Annotated in this window: 15 protein-coding genes; 4 read left to right on the top strand and 11 right to left on the bottom strand. The window is 39.0% G+C overall.

The window, feature by feature from the left end:
- Nucleotides 1-3 precede the first annotated feature (3 nt).
- Nucleotides 4-1,668, bottom strand: coding sequence for a peptidase domain-containing ABC transporter (locus tag ACFSJE_RS04000; protein ID WP_379829689.1), 1,665 nt, complete (start codon nt 1,666-1,668; stop codon nt 4-6).
- A complete protein-coding gene (locus ACFSJE_RS04005) occupies nt 1,661-2,347 on the bottom strand; it encodes a TetR/AcrR family transcriptional regulator (RefSeq protein ID WP_379829690.1) in 687 nt (228 codons plus the stop codon). The genes ACFSJE_RS04000 and ACFSJE_RS04005 overlap by 8 nt, the downstream gene beginning before the upstream one ends.
- A gap of 353 nt (nt 2,348-2,700) precedes the next feature.
- Between ACFSJE_RS04005 and ACFSJE_RS04010 the strand changes: the two genes are divergently transcribed.
- Nucleotides 2,701-3,771 carry a PAS domain-containing sensor histidine kinase gene (locus tag ACFSJE_RS04010; RefSeq protein ID WP_379829691.1) on the top strand — a complete coding sequence of 357 codons (1,071 nt, stop codon included), beginning with the start codon at nt 2,701-2,703 and terminating at the stop codon, nt 3,769-3,771.
- Between the two features lie 37 nt (nt 3,772-3,808).
- Here ACFSJE_RS04010 and ACFSJE_RS04015 read toward each other — a convergent pair whose 3' ends face one another.
- Nucleotides 3,809-4,573, bottom strand: a complete 765-nt coding sequence (locus ACFSJE_RS04015; RefSeq protein WP_379829692.1) for an exodeoxyribonuclease III — start codon at nt 4,571-4,573, stop codon at nt 3,809-3,811.
- Nucleotides 4,574-4,854: 281 nt separating this feature from the next.
- Between ACFSJE_RS04015 and ACFSJE_RS04020 the strand changes: the two genes are divergently transcribed.
- On the top strand, nt 4,855-5,181 hold the full coding sequence (locus ACFSJE_RS04020) for a DMT family transporter (protein WP_379829693.1): 327 nt from the start codon (nt 4,855-4,857) through the stop codon (nt 5,179-5,181).
- Between the two features lie 50 nt (nt 5,182-5,231).
- Here the strand turns inward: ACFSJE_RS04020 and ACFSJE_RS04025 are convergent, their stop codons facing one another.
- Together ACFSJE_RS04025 and ACFSJE_RS04030 are read right to left on the bottom strand one after the other, a co-directional pair.
- Entirely contained in the window at nt 5,232-6,215 is a 984-nt protein-coding gene (locus ACFSJE_RS04025; RefSeq protein WP_379829694.1) for a glycoside hydrolase family 43 protein, read from the bottom strand.
- Nucleotides 6,212-7,804 carry a glycoside hydrolase gene (locus ACFSJE_RS04030; RefSeq protein WP_379829695.1) on the bottom strand — a complete coding sequence of 531 codons (1,593 nt, stop codon included), beginning with the start codon at nt 7,802-7,804 and terminating at the stop codon, nt 6,212-6,214. Before ACFSJE_RS04030 ends, ACFSJE_RS04025 begins: the two co-directional genes overlap by 4 nt.
- 355 nt (nt 7,805-8,159) lie before the next feature.
- On the opposite strand from ACFSJE_RS04030, the gene ACFSJE_RS04035 reads away from it, so the two are divergent.
- Nucleotides 8,160-8,912, top strand: a complete 753-nt coding sequence (locus ACFSJE_RS04035; RefSeq protein WP_379829696.1) for a 3-keto-disaccharide hydrolase — start codon at nt 8,160-8,162, stop codon at nt 8,910-8,912.
- Between the two features lie 104 nt (nt 8,913-9,016).
- On the opposite strand, the gene can is transcribed toward ACFSJE_RS04035, so the two are convergent.
- The 5 genes from can to ACFSJE_RS04060 form a co-directional block, all read right to left on the bottom strand.
- Entirely contained in the window at nt 9,017-9,661 is a 645-nt protein-coding gene (can, locus tag ACFSJE_RS04040; protein WP_379829697.1) for a carbonate dehydratase, read from the bottom strand.
- A gap of 536 nt (nt 9,662-10,197) precedes the next feature.
- Complete coding sequence (locus tag ACFSJE_RS04045; RefSeq protein ID WP_379829698.1) at nt 10,198-10,854, bottom strand: response regulator; 657 nt, start codon at nt 10,852-10,854, stop codon at nt 10,198-10,200.
- Nucleotides 10,855-10,880: 26 nt separating this feature from the next.
- The gene (locus ACFSJE_RS04050; protein WP_379829699.1) at nt 10,881-12,839 is read right to left on the bottom strand and encodes a tetratricopeptide repeat-containing sensor histidine kinase; all 1,959 of its coding nucleotides are present in this window, start codon (nt 12,837-12,839) and stop codon (nt 10,881-10,883) included.
- Between the two features lie 69 nt (nt 12,840-12,908).
- The gene (locus ACFSJE_RS04055; RefSeq protein WP_379829700.1) at nt 12,909-13,919 is read right to left on the bottom strand and encodes a hypothetical protein; all 1,011 of its coding nucleotides are present in this window, start codon (nt 13,917-13,919) and stop codon (nt 12,909-12,911) included.
- Nucleotides 13,920-14,364: 445 nt separating this feature from the next.
- On the bottom strand, nt 14,365-15,375 hold the full coding sequence (locus ACFSJE_RS04060; protein ID WP_379829701.1) for a hypothetical protein: 1,011 nt from the start codon (nt 15,373-15,375) through the stop codon (nt 14,365-14,367).
- On the opposite strand from ACFSJE_RS04060, the gene ACFSJE_RS04065 reads away from it, so the two are divergent.
- Nucleotides 15,374-17,158, top strand: a complete 1,785-nt coding sequence (locus ACFSJE_RS04065) for an MORN repeat-containing protein (RefSeq protein WP_379829702.1) — start codon at nt 15,374-15,376, stop codon at nt 17,156-17,158. The two genes, ACFSJE_RS04060 and ACFSJE_RS04065, sit on opposite strands and share 2 nt — an antisense overlap.
- 690 nt (nt 17,159-17,848) lie before the next feature.
- Here ACFSJE_RS04065 and ACFSJE_RS04070 read toward each other — a convergent pair.
- Nucleotides 17,849-19,120: a site-specific integrase gene (locus ACFSJE_RS04070; RefSeq protein WP_379829703.1), complete on the bottom strand. Its 1,272-nt coding sequence runs from the start codon at nt 19,118-19,120 to the stop codon at nt 17,849-17,851.
- Nucleotides 19,121-19,252: the final 132 nt, after the last annotated feature.

Consider the following 19,252-nt stretch of genomic DNA (forward strand, 5'->3'; position numbering starts at 1 on the left):
TTCTTAGTCTTTAATCAATCTTCCATTTTCAATAGCTATGGTGCGATTGCACAGCCGTTCCCATTTTGGGTTCTCACTCACAATGACCAAGGCCCATCCATTGGACTTGTCGGTTAAAAAGTCCATGATTTGATCAGCTTCCTTGTTCGTAAATTGGTCCAGGGGATCTTTAAGAATCAAAAGTTTGGGTCGATGCACAATACTTCTTGCCAAGACAATCTTTTTGGATATGATGTACGGAATCTTCTTTCCTTCAGGGTACAATATGGTTTGAAGCCCTTTCGGTTGTTCCTTCACGAATTGGGTAAGACCTGTTTTCTCAATGGCCCAGTACACATCTTCCATTGGGATTGACTTGTCGCCAAAGGTGATATTATCCAACATTGTCCCTTCAAAAGGGTACTCTTCGGTAAGGGATTGTCCTAAAAAGGAGCGATATTTATTGAGGTAAATTCCTTTTAAATCAACATTGTTCACATAAATTTTCCCTTCGTCAGGTTCCAAAATACCAGCAATGAGACGAAGTAAAGTGGACCTCCCTGAACCACTAGGTCCTTTTAATAAGATGGAACATTCTGGCGTAATGGTAAACGAAATATCATCTAGGACCTTCTTGTCCCTGCCTGGTACTTTGTAGACCACATTTTGAAGCTCAATCGTCATGCCATCATAGCCATTAAAAGGTGTTTCTCCTTGTTGTGGCTCTAATTCTTTATCAACCACTTGGCCCAATTTTTCCAAAGAGGTAAGTAGGTCATAAAAGGTTTCCAATCCGGTTATCAGTTTTTCAACAGAGTTGATCACCAAAAGAATGATGATTTCCGCAGCTACAAATTGACCTATGTTCATTTGTTGATCCAAAACCAAAAGTCCACCAATCAGCAGTAGGCCAGCAGTCACCAATACCTTAAACCCTATCATTTGGATGAACTGCAGCACAATTACCCTAAAATGACTTTCCCTAGCTTCAAGATAATCTGCTACGAGTGCATCATTTTTGTCCATGGCATGGGACGTTTTTCCCGACAGTTTAAAACTGATAATAGATCGGGCAATTTCCTGAATCCAATGAGCAACTTTATACTTGTTCTTGGATTCATCCAAACTGGTCTCCAAACCTTTTTGCGCTGTAAATTTGAACACCACATAAATCAAAAGGACCAAAAGCAACCCATAAATAATGAAGAATGGGTGGTAAAAGGAAAGGAGCAGCAATCCGAAAATAATCTGGAGCAGGGCCGCTGGAAAATCAATCAATATTTTAGAGAGTGCCTTTTGAATGGTAAGGGTATCAAAAAAGCGATTGGCCAATTCCGGTGGATAATAATTGCTCAATTGGCTCATCTTTATTTTTGGAAATCGATAGGCAAATTCAAAAGAAGATCGTGTGAAAATTTTCTGTTGAACGTTTTCAATAATCCTGATTTGCATCAACTGCAGAGCTCCTCCAAAGGCCACACCAACGGTCACCAAAATTACGAGTATCACCCAAGAGGTGCTAATCTGTGCACCTTGAATTAGGTTAATGATGGCCTGTATCCCCAAGGGAAGTGACAGGTTTACCAATCCCGCGAAAATTGCATAGTAAAATACTTGGAAAATGTCCTTTTTATCCAAGGTGAGCATGCGTACCAATCGTTGCCATGCCGTCAAAATGTCTTTAGTCATTCGTTTTTACATTTAAAGTTCGGTCAATCAAATCTGTGAAATACTCCAGTGGAGTAACAGATTCATTACAGTTGGTAAGAGCTGGAAAATGTTCCTTTAAGAAGTATTGATGTAGAGATCCTTCAAAAATGGTACTAGCCAAGCTAATGGGATATGGATAGGTGCAATCAACGTTAACAATCATCTCGGTAAGCCTATTGACCAATCTTTTGTAAACTAAAAAGTAACCTTCTTTGTTCTCTTTGTCCACTTCCTTGGTCAAATAAGATTTGGAAAATTCATTGATGACTATTTTGTTTAAAATGACTTCGTTGATGTGCGAGAACGTATTGTCTTCCTCTACTTTTTGGGTAAATATCTCTATGGCCTTCTTCAGTTTTTTTACGTCATCCGAAATACCATAAGTAGCAAACACCATTCGATACTCCAACCACCCCCAATACCACGAGGCCAAATAAAGCAAAAGCTTATGCTTATTCTCAAAATACCGATAGATGGAACTTTCATTGGATTGAATGGCTGCTCCCAATTTTTTAAAAGTAAAGCTTTCAAACCCTATCTCATTGATCATCAGAATGCTTTGTTCAATAATTTTCTTCCCCAAGTCTGATGATTCGGGGTCTTTTAAATATAATTTTTCATTAATTCCCATACGAAGAGATTGCATCAATCTTTCCATTTTTATGTGCATTTTGAAATCAACAAGCGCAAATATAAAAGTAATACTATTAATTTCCGATTGTTTAACTTTCAATTAACGATTTTTCCCAACAAACATCAAGGTTTGAAACTCTTTTGATTTAGGAACTGATAATCAAAAAAGTATAACATGAAAACAAAAATTAGAGGAGTAACGAATTTCAATGACTCTGTTGAAGCCACTTATTTTTTAGAAATCAATCCAATATCTGCCTATTTTTGAACGTTAATTAAAACCATTTACAATTGAGGTTTGTAACCGCTTAAGCACATCAAAATAAGCTTGGTCCAGTTCTGACAAAATAAGGAATTAGGCCTGTAAAAACCAATTAAATGAACCTGGAACTAGAGCCCTTTTTTGATCAATCCGTAGATTGTCTTTGTATAGCCGACTATGAGGGGTATTTTGTAAAAATAAATCCTGCCTTCAAGAACCTTTTGGGATATTCCGAAGAAGAACTGAAATCAAAATTAATTTCCGAATTCATCTATCACGAGGATAAGGAACGTACTGCAGCACATCGGGAAAAATTGAAAAACAATGTGCCGCTGGTCAATTTTGAGAATAGGTATGTTAGCAAATCGGGAGAGCTTGTGTGGTTGCACTGGACTTCAATTCCATTGAGAAACGAGCGTTTGATCTATGCTATCGCCAAAGATATTACCCACAGTAAAAAGCTCGAGAAGGAGCGCATCTCCTATCTAAACCAACTCAATGAGGTAAATGAAAAGCTCAAACAACAAAATTATACCACCTCGCACGACCTTAGGTCTCCACTAAACAACCTCATGTCACTTGTCAATTTAATTGACCTTACCAAAATAGACGATGAGGAAACGAGGGAAATTTTTAGTCTCATCAGGCTTTCCGCGGAGGGGGTCAACAATTCGCTGAATGCATTTATTGATTCGTATAAACAAAATGATATTCAGACAGAAAATTTAAAGGAAGTACGTTTTGGAACAGTTCTGCAAAAAGTCCAAAACTCAATAGGGGCACTTATCGATAAAGCTGGGGTTCATTTTCAAATAGATTTTTCCAAATTGGAAAGCACCCAGTTCAAAAGTGATTTCATGGAAAGTATTTTTTTGAATCTCATCACCAACTCCATTAAATATGCAAAACCGGGGGTTCCCCCAAAAATATCCATCACAACCCATCAAACCAATAACGAAAAAACACTGATCTATTCAGATAATGGTCTTGGTATTGACATGGACAAAGTGGGCCATCTTATTTTTAAACTTAATGGAAGGTTTCATGGCAATGAGGACAGCAAAGGGGTTGGACTTTATTTGGTGCACACCCATGTGACCAGTTTAGGGGGTACTATCAAAGTGGAGAGCAAGGTGAACGAAGGAACAACATTCACCATCAAATTCAAGGGAAGAACAAACATTTGAAACCTGCCAAAAGTATTTCAATTTTAAAACTGTAAAATCAAATGTTGATTTTTAATCCTATTGGACAATGGTCCGAGCCATATACATCTGAAAAAATATCTACCGATTCTACTTTCTCCATCAATTGGGGACTGACCAAAAAATAGTCGATTCGCCATCCTACATTTCGTTCACGAGACTTGAAACGATAGCTCCAATAGGTATAGGCCACCTCATTTGGATGTAATTTTCGAAAGGAATCCACAAAACCTGAATCCAAAAAATTGTCCATTCCATCTATTTCGACTTGGGTATAGCCCGCTGTTTTGTTGTAGTTGGACTTGTCGTTTTTGAGGTCAATTGGTCTATGCGCGACATTAAAATCCCCGCAAACGATTACTGGCTTACTTGCCTCAAGTTTTTTGAGATATTTTAGAAAGTCGGCATCCCATGTCTTGCGATAATCCAAACGATCCAACTGTTGTCCTGAATTGGGAACATACACATTGACCAAGAAAAAATCATCGTATTCTGCACATTGAATTCTCCCCTCCGAGTCGTGCTCTGGAACTCCCATATCATTTTGGACCGAAAGAGGTGATATCTTGCTCAAAAGTGCTGTACTGGAATAGCCTTTTTTTTCCGCTGAATTTGAGAAAAGCTTATAATCACCTAAATCTGATAGCTCCTTTTCAGTTTCGTGATCCTGCGCCTTGGTCTCTTGAATGCAAAGCACATCTGGATTCATACTTTCAATATTTTCCAGAAAGCCCTTTTTAGTGATAGCTCGGATACCGTTTACATTCCAGGAAAGAATCAGCATGGTTTTTTCTTTAGGTTGTTTTGTTCCCTAAAGATAAACCTTATGGTGGATTTTAAACAAATTATCCTTTGGTTGGAATCTTGAAGAGTGATTTAATAATTCATATGTAAAAACTCTATTTACAAACGCGATTTATTTTTAATACTTATTTAGAGGGACATCATTTTTTCTATAAAAATGCCGGCATCAATAGTATTTTAGCCAAATTGCCATTGCGTAAAATATTTTCTGTCAGGGCTTAAAAACAATTTTTCATCAAAACATTATTTAAGTAATTGCTTATGAATTGGATACTACTACTAATCGCAGGGCTTTTTGAAGTCGCCTTTGCGGCCTGTCTTGGAAAGGCTAAAGAAACTACCGGAATTGAAACAACCTATTGGTATGGCGGTTTTTTGATTTGCTTGGGCATTAGCATGTTTCTCCTTGTAAAAGTGACCCAACAGCTGCCGATTGGAACAGCATATGCGGTTTGGACAGGCATTGGAGCAGTGGGAACAGTTTTAGTTGGAATTCTGGTATTTAAGGAGCCATTAACATTTTGGAGACTATTTTTCATCACGTCATTGATAGCTTCCATAGTTGGACTGAAAGTAGTTTCGCATTAAAGTGGGGCTCATCAATTTTACCTCTGCAGAGGTTTTTATTTAATTCTTCCTTAATTCTGATAGGACATCGGCTTCCCCCACTTATCAAACAAAAGTTCAAGCTCACTTTTAGTAATCGGCAAAACGGTACCATGTCTTGGATGGAAATCCATGGATATTTGGTCATCAATAATTTCAAACGTTTTTAAATCTGTAGAGCTTGTAAACTGGTAACTGCCTTTTGTGTACATATCGTACAGTAAAATGTAGGTGTCCGAATTGTTTAGTTTGAAAATGGAGGACCCCTCTACCAGCTCAGAAGTCTGTTGTTTGTAGTCGTCTTCCTCTAACCAATCTCCCGATGTTAAATCTTGGGTGGTGGCATGCTTAATACCGTTTCCATGTCCCTCTGTTTTATAAAACAGATGATATACCCCATCCTTTTCAATGATGTCCCCGTCAATGCAAGATTTGCCATTTTTAGGGAAGAACAACTGCTTCGGTTCGCATATCAAATCTGTGAAATCATCATTTGTATAGGCATAGTATATAATATCCGGTCCAGTTCCATGCTTCATGGAAAAATAGACCATATATTTCCCTTCCTTTTTATCATAAATGGTCTGAGGCGCCCACACCCGTTTTAAGTCTTCATGACCATTAAACCTCTTCTGGATATTTACAACACTGGAACGCCAATTCACCAAGTCATTGGATTTCAGCAATACCATGCCCCTGTTTGAATCCCATCCCAAATGGGAAGTCATATCCGTAACCACCATGTAGAATGAATTACCATCTTCGCCCTGTAAAATGTGTGGGTCACGAACTCCACCTGTAGAGCTAATCTTTTTGGAATCCAACACGGGTTTGTTTTCATTTAACGCATAATAATGAAACCCATCCGGACTTACTGCGAAATGAATGGATTCTTCCTCAACGCTGTTCCCAGTGAAATACGTGAATAAATAACCGGATTTTTCCTTTTTAATTTGTGCAGTTGCAGCTAAAATTCCAAATAAAGCCGCTACAATCGCCAATATCCTTTTTTTCATAATTTGTTCTTTTGAAATACCAAGGTCGAAATGGATCTTTTTGGAAGTTCAACAGTCTCCTCCAAATCGCCTTCTTTCGTTTTTTTCAAGTCCATTCCAGTTTCTTCAGTGGTCAAATACTGTTGGAAAAGTTTGTATCCTTTAAGCTGTTCTGTTTCAAAATTCACTGGGATGTCTTCGGAAGAATAATTGATGAGTACCATTACTATTTTTCCATCTTTTTCATCCATGAATGCCGACGTCATTAGTTCTGAATTTAATTCACCCGACAAAATTGGACCCTGTACTTTGATACGCGTCATTCCAGGTCTAACAAAATAACTGTAATGCCCCATGGCCCAGAGTGTTTTTACCGGATAAAAATTTCCATCGGTGTGATCTTCATTGGGTTCCAAGGCCAAAAAGTAATATCTCGTATCAAAATCGGGATTACCTGGCTCCATACTGTTCCAGAATTGCCAAGCACTGGCATTTGCAACCGTGAGGTCAAAATGGATGACCTTTGCCAAAAATAGGGCACAGTCCATTGCAGTTAGTTTTTTCTCTGTTCCTTCTCGAAAACCATCGCCAAGCATGGAATATTCTGATTGCCAAAATGCGATATTATTTTCTTCCGTGACTTGCTTGACTTTTCTACGGATATCGACCATTCTTTCGTTAGAGGTGTCCGTGAAATAACTATGACCAGCGATTAAAGGGGCAACATGCTCCAAGTTTCCAACATAATTGGGACTGGAAGGGTTAAACAGCGCTTCAACTTGGCTGTGGGAGTTTCTTTCACCTTCATATAAAAAGGTTAGCATGGCGGATTCTGAAAGCAGTATTTCGGTTTTCAGGTCGTTCTCTTTAAGGGATTTATCCAATAATTTGGTCAACTTGGCTATATCCTTATTGCTCCACGGACTTCCCTCCTGCTTAGCCTCACCAAATTTACCATACCAATCCCATTGAGGTTCATTTACCGGACTTATATAATCAAAGGTTAGACCCTCATTTTTGAAATGTGAAATCACATTCGCAAGAAATTCTGCGAAATCATCAAACTTGTCTTCTTTTAAATTGGTGGTATAATCTTTTTCCGTTTTAAACCCCCGACCGTTTTTGGTAAAATATACCGGTGGGGAATTGGAAAAGGCAATCAATTTTTCTACTCCGTACGCTTTGGCATTTTTCACCAGCCATAAATATCCTTCCTGCTTGCTCCAATCATAACTGCCATCAGGGTTGATAAACGATTCCACTCTCTTTCTAAAATCCTTGATCCCACTTTCATCGCCTTGCTCAAAGGTTCCCGCACCTATGTTGAATCTCCAAGCTGAAAGTCCAATACCTTCCGGATTTCCCAAGGAGTCCATTTGTTGGCTAAACAAAAGTTTTGCGATTTGCTCTTTCTTTTCTGAGGGCCAATATTTTCCCACTCCTTCACCAAACCAACAGGCCGCTGCACCAAAATTGTCCATGGTTTGAAAGGTCGTTCCGGAATCTATTCCCAAGGTATATTTGGTTTGTGAATAAAGGGATTGCGCCAGTAAAAAAATTGCAAAATATGTCAAACACCAATGGATTGATGGCAATGTTCTATTTTTCATTCATCTTCTTGTTTTGCCGTGTTTATCTGAAAGAAATCAAGCTAAACACCGAGGCCATATGGAACAATAGGGCAATTCGCCCATTCAAATTTAAGTTATCCTTTACTCCTAAGGAAGGGATAGCGTAAAAAGAACACTTATATTTATATGGTCCAGTACAAAGGAAGAAATAAGAGCAAAATTCGTAACGGCAAATGTGAGATACGCTGCAGCAAAATGACGTTGACCGTTCCGCATTATTTCTATCCAAAGAAATACTCAGAATATTTACGTAAGATTACAATCGTAAACACAAAAAACACTGATAAGCAACCCTAAAATGATAAAAAGTAAAAGTTTCTTATACCCAGCTATAATGGCCGTATTCATTTTGACTTGTTCCTGCGCTCGGAAAAAGGACATAGAATGGAAATCAATTTTCAATGGTAAAGACCTTAAAGGATGGTCCACAAAATTCACAGGTCAGGAGTATGGAGAAAACTACCTGAACACTTTCCAAGCAAAAGATGGAAAGTTAATGGTCAGCTACGATGGCTACGATAATTTTGACAACAATTTTGGCCATATTTTCTATCAAGAAAAGCTTTCGAACTACAGGCTGCGATTAGAATATCGCTTTGTGGGAGCGCAAGAGCCGGGCTCGCCATCCTGGGCCTTCAAAAACAGTGGTATTAAAATTCATTCCCCACATCCTTCTGAACTGCCGCTCAACCAAATTTTCTTGGTGGCCGTTGAAGCCCAAATACTTGGGGGTGATGGAGAAACGGAACGTTATACAGGTAATGTGTGCACAGCCGGCACCCATATTGAAATGAATGATAGTCTGATCACCCAACATTGCACCAATTCAAGCTACGCTGCTATTAGCGATTCCAGTTGGGTAAAAATGGAAGTTGAAGTGCACGGGAGTGAAAAAATAATTCATAAGGTCAATGACCAGATCGTTATGGAATACGCCAAACCTCAATATGATGACACCGATGAATTTGCTCGGGAACTTATGGAAAAAGGCCACCCCCGGATTATCAGTGAAGGTTATATTGCGCTTCAAGCGGAAGGTCATCCTGTAGAATTCAGGAATATAGAGTTAATGAAATTGGATGAGTGATTGCTGAACCTACTTGAAATTGGCGAGACATCTACCTTTCCAATTCAAAATTAAAAGAGTGTAATCAGGCTTCGGTTTTATACCCAAAGCATTTGGATGAAATTTTATTCTTTGATTTCCAATCTATAAAATTCCTCCAATTGGGAATTGCAGTTCATATTAACATCAAGGTCCTTAACAATTCCTGTTCCAACTCCATATACCCAACCATGCAAGTGAAGGGCCTGTCCTTTCTTCCATGCCGACTGTACAATGGAAGTTTTGGCCAAATCGAGTACTTGCTCCCGAGTATTGAATTCGACAAAACAGTCAAACCGATGCTGTGGTTCTTGAATTTCTTCCAAGGTTTTTTGATGAAGTCTGTAAACATCACGTATGTGCCGTATCCAATTGTCCACCAATCCGTAGGAATGATTTTCCATCGCAGCCTTTACACCACCGCAGCCGTAATGGCCACATACAATGATATGGTTGATTTTTAGCGCATTGACAGCGTAATCAAGGACACTGAGCATATTCATGTCGGAATGCACAACCATGTTGGCAATATTTCGGTGAACAAACACCTCACCGGGTTGGGCACCAATAATCTCATTGGCCGGTACACGGCTATCGGAACAACCTATCCACAGGAGAGGGGGCTGCTGGCCTTTTTCCAATTTCTTGAAGAATTCTGGATCAGCGGCCAATTTGGAAGCTACCCATTCTTTATTGTTCTCTATTAGGCCTTTGTAAAAATCTGAATTCATGTATTTCAATAAGCTAGTTGTAAAGATGTCAAAACAGGGATAAAATGTAGCCAATTATTTCGTAGGGAACATCCAGTTTAACTGTTCATTTGATAAAATAGCCCCATACTTCCCATTTTTTGTGACTCAAGGTCAGCTTAGTTTCATTGGGTATATTCTCAGTGGGCAAGAATTCTTTGGAAATTTCTTGTGGGTAATTTCCCAGTGGGGGTTTCAAGCGTTGATCGCGGAAGGATTGTATATCCAAAGCGTTCCGTTTTGAAAATCAACACAGCCCAAAACAAAAAAAGCAAGCTTTATGTTTTGCTTGCTTTTGATGTATTCGTGATCGCGGAAGGATTTGAACCCCGTCCGCTAACCCTTAATTTTATTGGGTTTCGCCTTGCTTATGTTTTGTAACTAACCGAATTACAGACCACTATGAGCAATCTCATTTCGTAGGACCCAAAATTAACTATAAAATATTAAACCTGTCCTAAAAATCGGGGTATCTACATTCATGCCCATGAATAAATTCAAAGGTTTGTATGAGTATATTATATGAGGCTTTGTCTTCTAGCCTTTTGAACAGCCTCTAACTTGTTGTGGACCTGAAGCTTCCTATAAATATTCTCGATATGCTTCCTTACCGTACTTGGTGATAGGAAGAGATTATTGGCAATCACCGTATAGCTTAACCCTTCCGCCAGTTGTTCCAATACTTCTTTTTCACGTGAACTTAACGAAACGTCGTCTTCCTGTACGGACAGTGACTCTTGTTTTTCGGGATATCGTAATAATTTAAGGGTCTTTACCGCAATGGAAGGACTCATTGCCGCGCCTCCTTCAATGGTCTCGGTAATGGCGTTGTACAGCTTATGTCCTTCAATCTCTTTCAGCAAATACCCATCGGCACCGGCCTGAATGGCGTTGAAAATATTCTCATCATTATCAAAAACGGTAAGCATGAGCACCTTAATGTGGGGATATTTCTGTTTTACGATACGAACGGTTTCTATACCATCCAGCACGGGCATTTCTATGTCCATAAGCACCAGATCAAGGTTGTGGTTCTTTTCCAATTTGGACAGCAACTCACTACCGTTGTAGACCATGTACTTGATGTCTAAATCCTCAAAATCTGACAACTTCTCTTTTATGGCACGAGCCAGGAATGTATTGTCGTCCACTATGGCCAGCTTGATTTTGTTCATAATCTATACTTTTTATGGTGAAAGAATTATGCTTTTACCTGCAATGTTACCTTGGTGCCTTTATCGATTATACTTTCTTGATTGAAATAAATGCCGGCTTTTTCGGCCCTGTTCCACATTATATGAAGTCCGTTTCCTGTCGACTCTTTTGATGTATCAAAACCCCTTCCAAAGTCCTCTATTTCAATCTGCACCATTTTATCAAAATCAGTAAACCGGACTTCAATATGTTCACTCCCTGAATGTTTTACGGCATTGTTCACGGATTCTTGAATAATCCTGAAAAGATTCATCCCCACAAAGGCATTGAGCACCTTATTGTTTGGGGTTCCCTCAATTTTCACATTGATCTTATCATCCGTTGCCTCATGAACGGTCGCGGCCAATTGCTGGGTACGCTCCTTGATATCCTCCAAACTGATTTCGTCCTTGTTCATGGCCCAAATGGTATCCCGAAGCTCGGAAATAGTAACGAGTGAAAACTGTTTCATTTGGGTAAGCTTTTCCATTAAAAATACTTCTCCCTTGTCTATTCCGCGCTTTGCCGAATCGGTGATCGATGTCAAATAGGTGAGTTGCGAACCAATATTATCGTGTAAATCCCGCGCAATCCGCAAACGTTGCTCCTTAAGGTTTTCCTGTGCCCTGGCCTCTGCCATGGCCTTTTCCAGAGCAGTCTCACGTGCAAAGTTTTTCTCCTTTACCTTTTGCTCACGAAAAATCACAAACCCGACAATGAGCAGTATTGCCAGAAGAGCTCCACTGCCCATAAGCATATTGTTCCGGTTTTTCAGAGCTAGTTCATTTTCTGCCAACTCCTTTTGTTGGCGCAGAATCTCATTTTGCTTCTGCTCCGACTCGTACTTTTCCTTTAGGTTGAACATTTCCCTCGCTTTTTCGGAAAAGTAAAGACTATCTCTTGCCGCCTTATGTTTTTGATGGTAAACATAGGCCTCTTTGAAATCCAGTTTTTCTTCATATATCAGGGACAAGGTTTTGGAAAGCACATCAATACCTGGAAGGTAATCTATTGAATCTGCTTCTTGATATGTGGTCAAAGCCAATTCTTCCGCTCTCTCTACTTTTCCCTGTTTTAGATAGATATTGGCCAAATCGTTTTTTAAGGAAACCTGTGCCAAACGTTCTCCCCTTTCCTCCTGAATGGCTATGGCCTGGTTATAAAAAAGTTCAGCATCATCAAAATTTCCAAGCGCCCAACTTGCCAAGGCCATGTTCGTCAACGGATACCCTGTATCCAATCTCGCACCGATGGTTTTATAGTCCTCAAATGATTTTTTGGCATATTCAAATGCTTTATCAAACTGCTTTTTTTCAAGATAGGCCGCAGCCAAGCTATTATAGGACATCGCCACAAAATAATCGTTTCCTATCTTCCTGTACATAGCCAATGCCTTTTGGTAATATTCCAGTGATAGGTCAGGCTCTTGAACCAGCTTGTATCTGTTTCCTAAATTCAAATAGGATCCTGCAATCCATAGACTGTCCTTCCCTGCAATAAAGTTCTCCAAGGCTTTGAACTGATAATCCACAGCGATGTCAAATTCAGAAAGGGCCTCATAGGCGTTGGATATATTGGTATAGAGACTTCCCAATACATAGTAGTCCTTTGAATTTTCCAAAATGGGCCTGGCCTTCATGTGATATTCCAATGCTTCTTTAGGTCTACCAGCATCCCATGAAAGAATACCGTAGGTCATCCAAATTCTTGCCCTGTAATAATCATCATCCAATGCTTCTACTTCCTTGAAAGCCAAGTCGACATAATATCTGGCACTGTCCATATTGACAGACCGAAACTTCATTCCAACATCTTTCAATGCCAACACTTTCTTGCCGCCCTTCTTCAATTGGGCGGTATCCTTTAGTGCTTTGATTTCTCTTTTAAAATCCTGTGCCAAAATTGACTGTCCTGAGAATATCAAAAAGAATAGAAAGGTGATTGGAAATTTGTAATAAGTGGTCATTAAAGCAAAAAATGGTTGGTGCTTAAAATTAATTCAATTGATTTTATAATTTAAGTCTTTGCAGAAGAATTAATTCGCTTTGTCCACCAACTTTTGGATAGTGGCATCCAGAAACGATTCAATGGCCATTTCAGCACCCCGCTTATATTTTTCCGAATCGCATTTTACGACCGAAACATTGATGTCTTCCTTGTCCTCTACCCTCCAGACATGGAACACCCCGGCATCCATTCCGCGCTTGTCAACATCTGCCCCTTGTGAAGCATCAAATTTTTGCTTTTCCAGTACGCCCTCAACTTCCACTCCACGATTGGAAACCATCTGGCCTATGCCAAACCTGTTGAAACTGGATCCATCAATCTTAAAATCGGTCTCTGCCTTTACCTGTGCGTACCCGGCATGTCTGTTCAAGGCTCTTGTAGTTTCGCTCAATGCATTATCAAAAGAAATAACATTTAGCACTACCTTGTTGAAAATAAAATCATTTTTCTGGTTGGACACCTTCATTTCGACCTGCTCCTCGTAATTGGCAAGCTTTAATGGTCCAGCTTTCTTGTTATCCATATTCTGCTTTGCCACGATAAATTTTTGTCCTGTGGGACGCATTACTATGTCACCGAACTCATCTCCTTTTTCTCCACCTTGACCAGACCTCAAATCCCATCTTTTTTCACGGTTTTTCTCATAGGCACTATGGTTCCATAATTCCTCAATGGGAGCTATTTCAAATCCTTTTGCTGCAAGGTCCGCCTTGTACTCTTCAAAGAGTTTATCGGTAAGTTGTTGAAGGTCTTCAATATTGAGCCCGTCCAGCACCAAGGTCAAGGACGCCTTTGCATCTCCTTTTAATCCGCCTCGCCACATTTTGCCTCCTTTTTTCTTGTCCTCTAACTGCAATGCTGTTTGAAAATTGACCTGAAAATCGGAAATGACGATTCGTTTTGGACTTTTTCTAAAATTCAAGTTGGCCGGTCCCAACATTTTTATTTTATAATCCTTTACATTTTGTGCAATGGTAACTGGCTGTGCACATAATAGGATCAACAGAAAAGATAACATGGGTAAATTGATACGTTTCATACTATTGGTTTAAAGTTTTGAACAAACGTAGTATCCAATGGCTTTGAACTCAATAGGGCAATTGTCGTAAAATGATAGGGAATAGGTGGGCCATGTGTCAAATATCAAAATAGAAAAAGCTTAAAAGCCCTATTACGAATGTTGTCAAAAGCAAAGCCGAATTGATGCGTTGCAACTGTGGGTTTAATTTTTTCAGAGTTGCATAAATGTGCAATGCTAATGCCAAAACAAACGCAGGTAGACTCAAATAGAGGTTGAATAGGTAGAACCACAGCCAACTGGTGCATAGCGCCCATGCTGAAATCGCCGATATTGTCGGTGGTATGCATTGGTTCATACGGCTCACGGCTGTTTCAGGATAACGATAATACAGAATAGTTGCCAAAAGTACCATGGGCCCAAGCATCGCAATCAACAATAGTACACTACCGAACATAAAATGTTTTTATACCAAATGAACTTCCTCACCATTGGGCAGCACAACGCTCAACGGCTGATTGCCATATTGTGTCTTGTAAACGAATACTTTGGCCCCAATAAAAAGTTTGTCGTAAAGGGTTGAGTTTACCAAGAGCGGTCCTGATGTGAGTATGATTCGATTGGAATTGGAATATCGGTTGGAAGTCAGTGCGAATTTATCTTCGACAATGGATGGAACTCCACGTTTATGGGACCTTTCCTTGTTCATGTTATAATTTCGGTAAGCCACATATAATCTATAAAATTGAAAAAGAGGGACAGCCCAAATTGGAAACAATAACACGACAAAACTCCAAAAACCGCTAATGATCATTAAAAAGCCAATACTGATAAATGGACTGGACCTTATTAAACGTTTTTTTATTTCCATTTTCCAAATCCTGTGCAAGGCTTCATAATCTTTTGGGGTATAGCGAGTATGTGGAATGTGTTTTTCCAGAAACTTTTCTTCTTCATCAAGCTTTTGAGCAACATGGGTATCCTCAACTTGCCCCAAAACTTGAAGATCCAGTGTAATTCCTGATTTGGGCGCTCGGTCCAGCTGCACGTCTGTTCCGACCCTGGCTTTTGAGTAATAAGAATAGTCCACCGAAAACTCCTCATCATCTATATAAACATAATATGACCTCCTGGTTCGGGTCCTTGTTTTGTGCCCTTGAACAGGCCTGTCTCCCGTGGTGGCCCAATGCATCCTTTTGTCAGTGATTTTTCCAGAGACCCGAGATTTTACACCTCGTTTCAAATCGATTGCCGTGGATGCAATAATATAGGCTATGACGCTAAAAAATAAGACCGAGAAGGCCACCATCATGTAGATTCCAAAGGAATCATCTGAAAAACCTGAATTGAACATAAACGACAGAAACAACCAGAATATACCGATAACCACTACCGGAAACAACAACATGCCATATAATTGACGTCTGAGCTTGGTCTTATCTCTATGTTCTAAGGGCAATGTTTCCAATTTAGACATGATCTACAGTTTGGTAGAGCCAAAATTAGGGCCTTCCAGAATCCTCACAATAGGGCAATTGTCCTATTGCGCCATGGCATTGCATACAGATAGTTTTGCTGAAAACCAATCCAGCAAAAAAATGAATTCCATTACCAATACCAAAAGACTTTACCCTGCCCTATTTATAATTCTTGCCCACTTTTTTCATTTCCAAGGGTGTGCCCAAAACCTTCACCTCAGCAATTTTGACATCAAATATGGGCAGGTAACAGCGATGTCCATCACCAAATATCATGCTATCGGAGCCCATTTGTACAGTGAGAAGAACCAACTCGTGTTCAACCCCGATGGTTATTTAACAGAGGACAAACTTTACCTGGATAATAATTACGAAAAGCTTACCACTTATGATTACATTGATAATGCGTCAAAAGCCATAGAGAAAAAATTCAATCCATTAGGTAAACAAGAAGGTTTCGATAAAACCCTTTATATCTATGAAACACCCATCGGCATAATTTCGGATGACCTACCCGAAACCGTAAAAAACGATGAAGGTCAATACATTGTTCTTGGCGGTTTAAAATACGGTGCGATCTTTAAGTACAAAAAATACGTGATCGTCTATGAGCTTGCGGAAGCAAAAAATGGAGAAAGCAAGGTGTTCTACTCCAGTGAATATACCTACGATGGACTAAAACTAGATGAATCCTATAATCAAAAGGATATACGTTATTTTAAATACAATGACAAAAAGTTATTGGAGGAAGAATTGGGCATGTCCAAGATTTGGGAAAGCATTTTATATAAGTATGTTTACGACCAGCGTGGCAATTGGATTGAAAGAACCAAATTTAGGGCATCAAACTTTACCGAAACCAAATATCAATGGATCATCGATGAGGTAAAATACAGGACCATCACGTACATAGATGGCACGGCAACAGGTAGCAATGTGCCAAGTACTCCAGAAATCGCCTATTCATCCAACCAGAGCAAATTGAAAGACCTCCCAAAACTCAGCGATCCCATATTGATGTCCAAATCCATGAAATTCCTTCAAGATATCACTAGGCTCAGAAACAAAAACAACGAAGGTACAAGCAACGCAACTAAAAACGAGATTTCCCCAACATGTTTAAACGGTGACTGTTCCAATGGGTTTGGGAAAGCTGATTTTGGGACATATACCATTGAAGGTTTTTTTAGTGATGGCAAGGCCAATGGCCAAGGAACTTTATTCTACAAGGATAATTCAGGATATTATCAAGGCAACTTTGTAAATGGTTTCAGGGACGGATTCGGTATATACACCTGGGTCGGCAGTAAAAACTACTACATCGGACAATGGGAAAAGGGTTTTCAAAACGGATATGGCTACATCAAAAATGGGGGTGAAATATTGCAAGCGGGTAAATATGAAAAAGGGAAATTGACCCAAGACCTACTAACCAATAACTATAAGAACAAAATAGCAAAGGGAAACTGTGTAGGTGACTGTCAGAATGGATTTGGATACTATAAGTATGATAATGGAGATAGCTATGTTGGATTTTTCACCAATGGCAAAAGAGATCATTTAGGTGCTTACTCTTGGAAATCTGGAATGGCGCATATCGGAACAATTGTTAATGAACAGCATAACGGTTACGGTCAAGAATTCTATAGACCTAGCGAACAATATTATTTGGGTGATTTTTCACAAGGAAAACGTAATGGACTTGGCATTTTTTATAACAAAGAGCATCAAATACTACAAAAAGGTATTTGGGATGATGGGCAATTGACCGGAAAGTTCTAGAAAACTTTAGCGCTTTTATGAAAAGCTTAAGCTACTCAAGATTCCTTGAATATTAAAAAATCAAAATTTAGCGAACGGAACGCAGTGAAGTGCTGCAAGCCCCAAATCTTACCCTTAACTAATTTACTGAGCGAGGTAATTCTATCCATCAAACACTTCTCACAGCCTTTGAGATAATCCAAAGGATTGTTTGAATCACGTTTATATTGCTCCAACCTCACCTTCGTTTATTTCAAGCTTTAGATTGCTTTTCCATAGGTCCAATTTATTTTTTCGTCAAATTGCGTCAATTTTTTCGTCAAAAATTTCCAGTGTTTACAGGGCTTCCCAAAGGGTTTACTGTAGATTTCGGAAAAGTCTACTGTAGCCCCTGATTTTGTGCAAAATTCCAAAATCAATTCAATTAACTGGTTTTCAACTTGTTGAAGACCCGAAAACAACTGTGATGGCGCAATCTGCGCATCACCCTCTTGCTATTCGTTTTTTCACGCAAGCGTGAAAACCCAAATACCTTTCTTTTAGTGTATGGAGTATCGATAAACTCTGTGGTTTTTGTCTCTTTGTAGCTGTTGATTGGACTTATCTTCACGAACTATAAAAACAAATTAGAAACCAAATACAGAAGGTGAAGTTCAGACTTGGGACAAAATTTATGATGTGCATTTATGAATGGCTTTTCCGAATTACAAATCAAAAGTCAAGATCTCCAAACTTTTCCCTATTGTCATTTGAATCTGAAAATTTCGAATCCAGAATCGTTTCTAGACCACTCATATCTTCACTTATTTTCTTATCCAATACTCTTGCATAAACTTGGGTAGTGGCCAATTTTGTATGTCCTAATATTTTGGAAACCGTCTCTATGGGAACCCCATTACTCAAAGTAATCGTAGTTGCAAAAGTGTGCCTTGCCATATGGAAAGAAACATTTTTTGGAATGTCACATGCATCCGCGATTTCCTTTAAATAACTGTTCAATTTTTGATTGGAGATTCTAGGGAATAGTTTTGCAGGTTCTCGTTTAGGATGATATTGGTATCGTTTAATAATAGATAATGCTGGACCAACCAATGGAAGCTTAAAACTATTCTTCGTTTTCATCCTTTTTGTGCTTATCCAATATTTTCCATCAATGCCAAGTACAAGGTTATCTTCGCTAAGACCCATTATATCACAATAAGAAATACCAGTATAGCAACTAAATACAAATAAGTCTTTTACTATACGTAACCGTTCAATCCCTGTGTGATATTCTTGAATTTTCTGGAGTTCAGGTAAGTTCAAAAACTCCCTTTCCTTTCTTTCCATTCTAATTTTAAACTTTTGAAATGGGTCTTTATCTATCCATTCATTATCAACGGCTATTCTAATCATTTTTCGTAGACGTTGAATATGCTTCATTGCACCATTGTTTGAAAGGTTAGCGTGATGATTTATGGGATGTAGTTTGCGTAAATATGTTTCAAATCCGACTATAAATTGGTGTTTAAGTTGTGATAGTCTGTAGTCATCACATTTATATTGTTGTTTGATATACTTCAACAGGTACTTCTGACATGTCTTGTAATGACTAAGAGTAGCCTTGCAAAGACTATGTGCATTGTGTGTGTTGTGATACTCAAACAAACTCTTTAAAGTAACTTCACTCACATCTTCTCCAAAATAGTGCGCTTTCACCATCTGTGGAGTGATATGGGACGTTCTAGACCGAAGTTCACGATAGCATTGAAAAAGTTCTGTTTCAACTTCCATCAGATAAGTATTGATTTCCTGAGCTTCTTTTGTTCGCCCCAGAACCTTCGACCCTTTACTGTCCCAGATCTCTTTTGGGATAGTATACTTTAAACTCATGTTTGCCCTTTGCGAATCAACGGTGATTCGGGCATAAATCTTTGCGTTGCCGTCATTTCTTCGGGAAGTACTTATCCAGAAACTGATTGAAAATGTTGTCCGGGTTCTCATAGGTTTTGTGTTAAATTGAACGATAATTACCTACGAAAGTCAAATACTAAGTGATTGTAATATAGTTAATTACATGCTTATTCGGTTAACACTTTGAAGAAAAAAATTTACTAACCGAATTACAAACCAAAA

The sequence above is a fragment of the Flagellimonas iocasae genome, from assembly GCF_042682725.1.
Lineage (GTDB): Bacteria > Bacteroidota > Bacteroidia > Flavobacteriales > Flavobacteriaceae > Flagellimonas > Flagellimonas iocasae.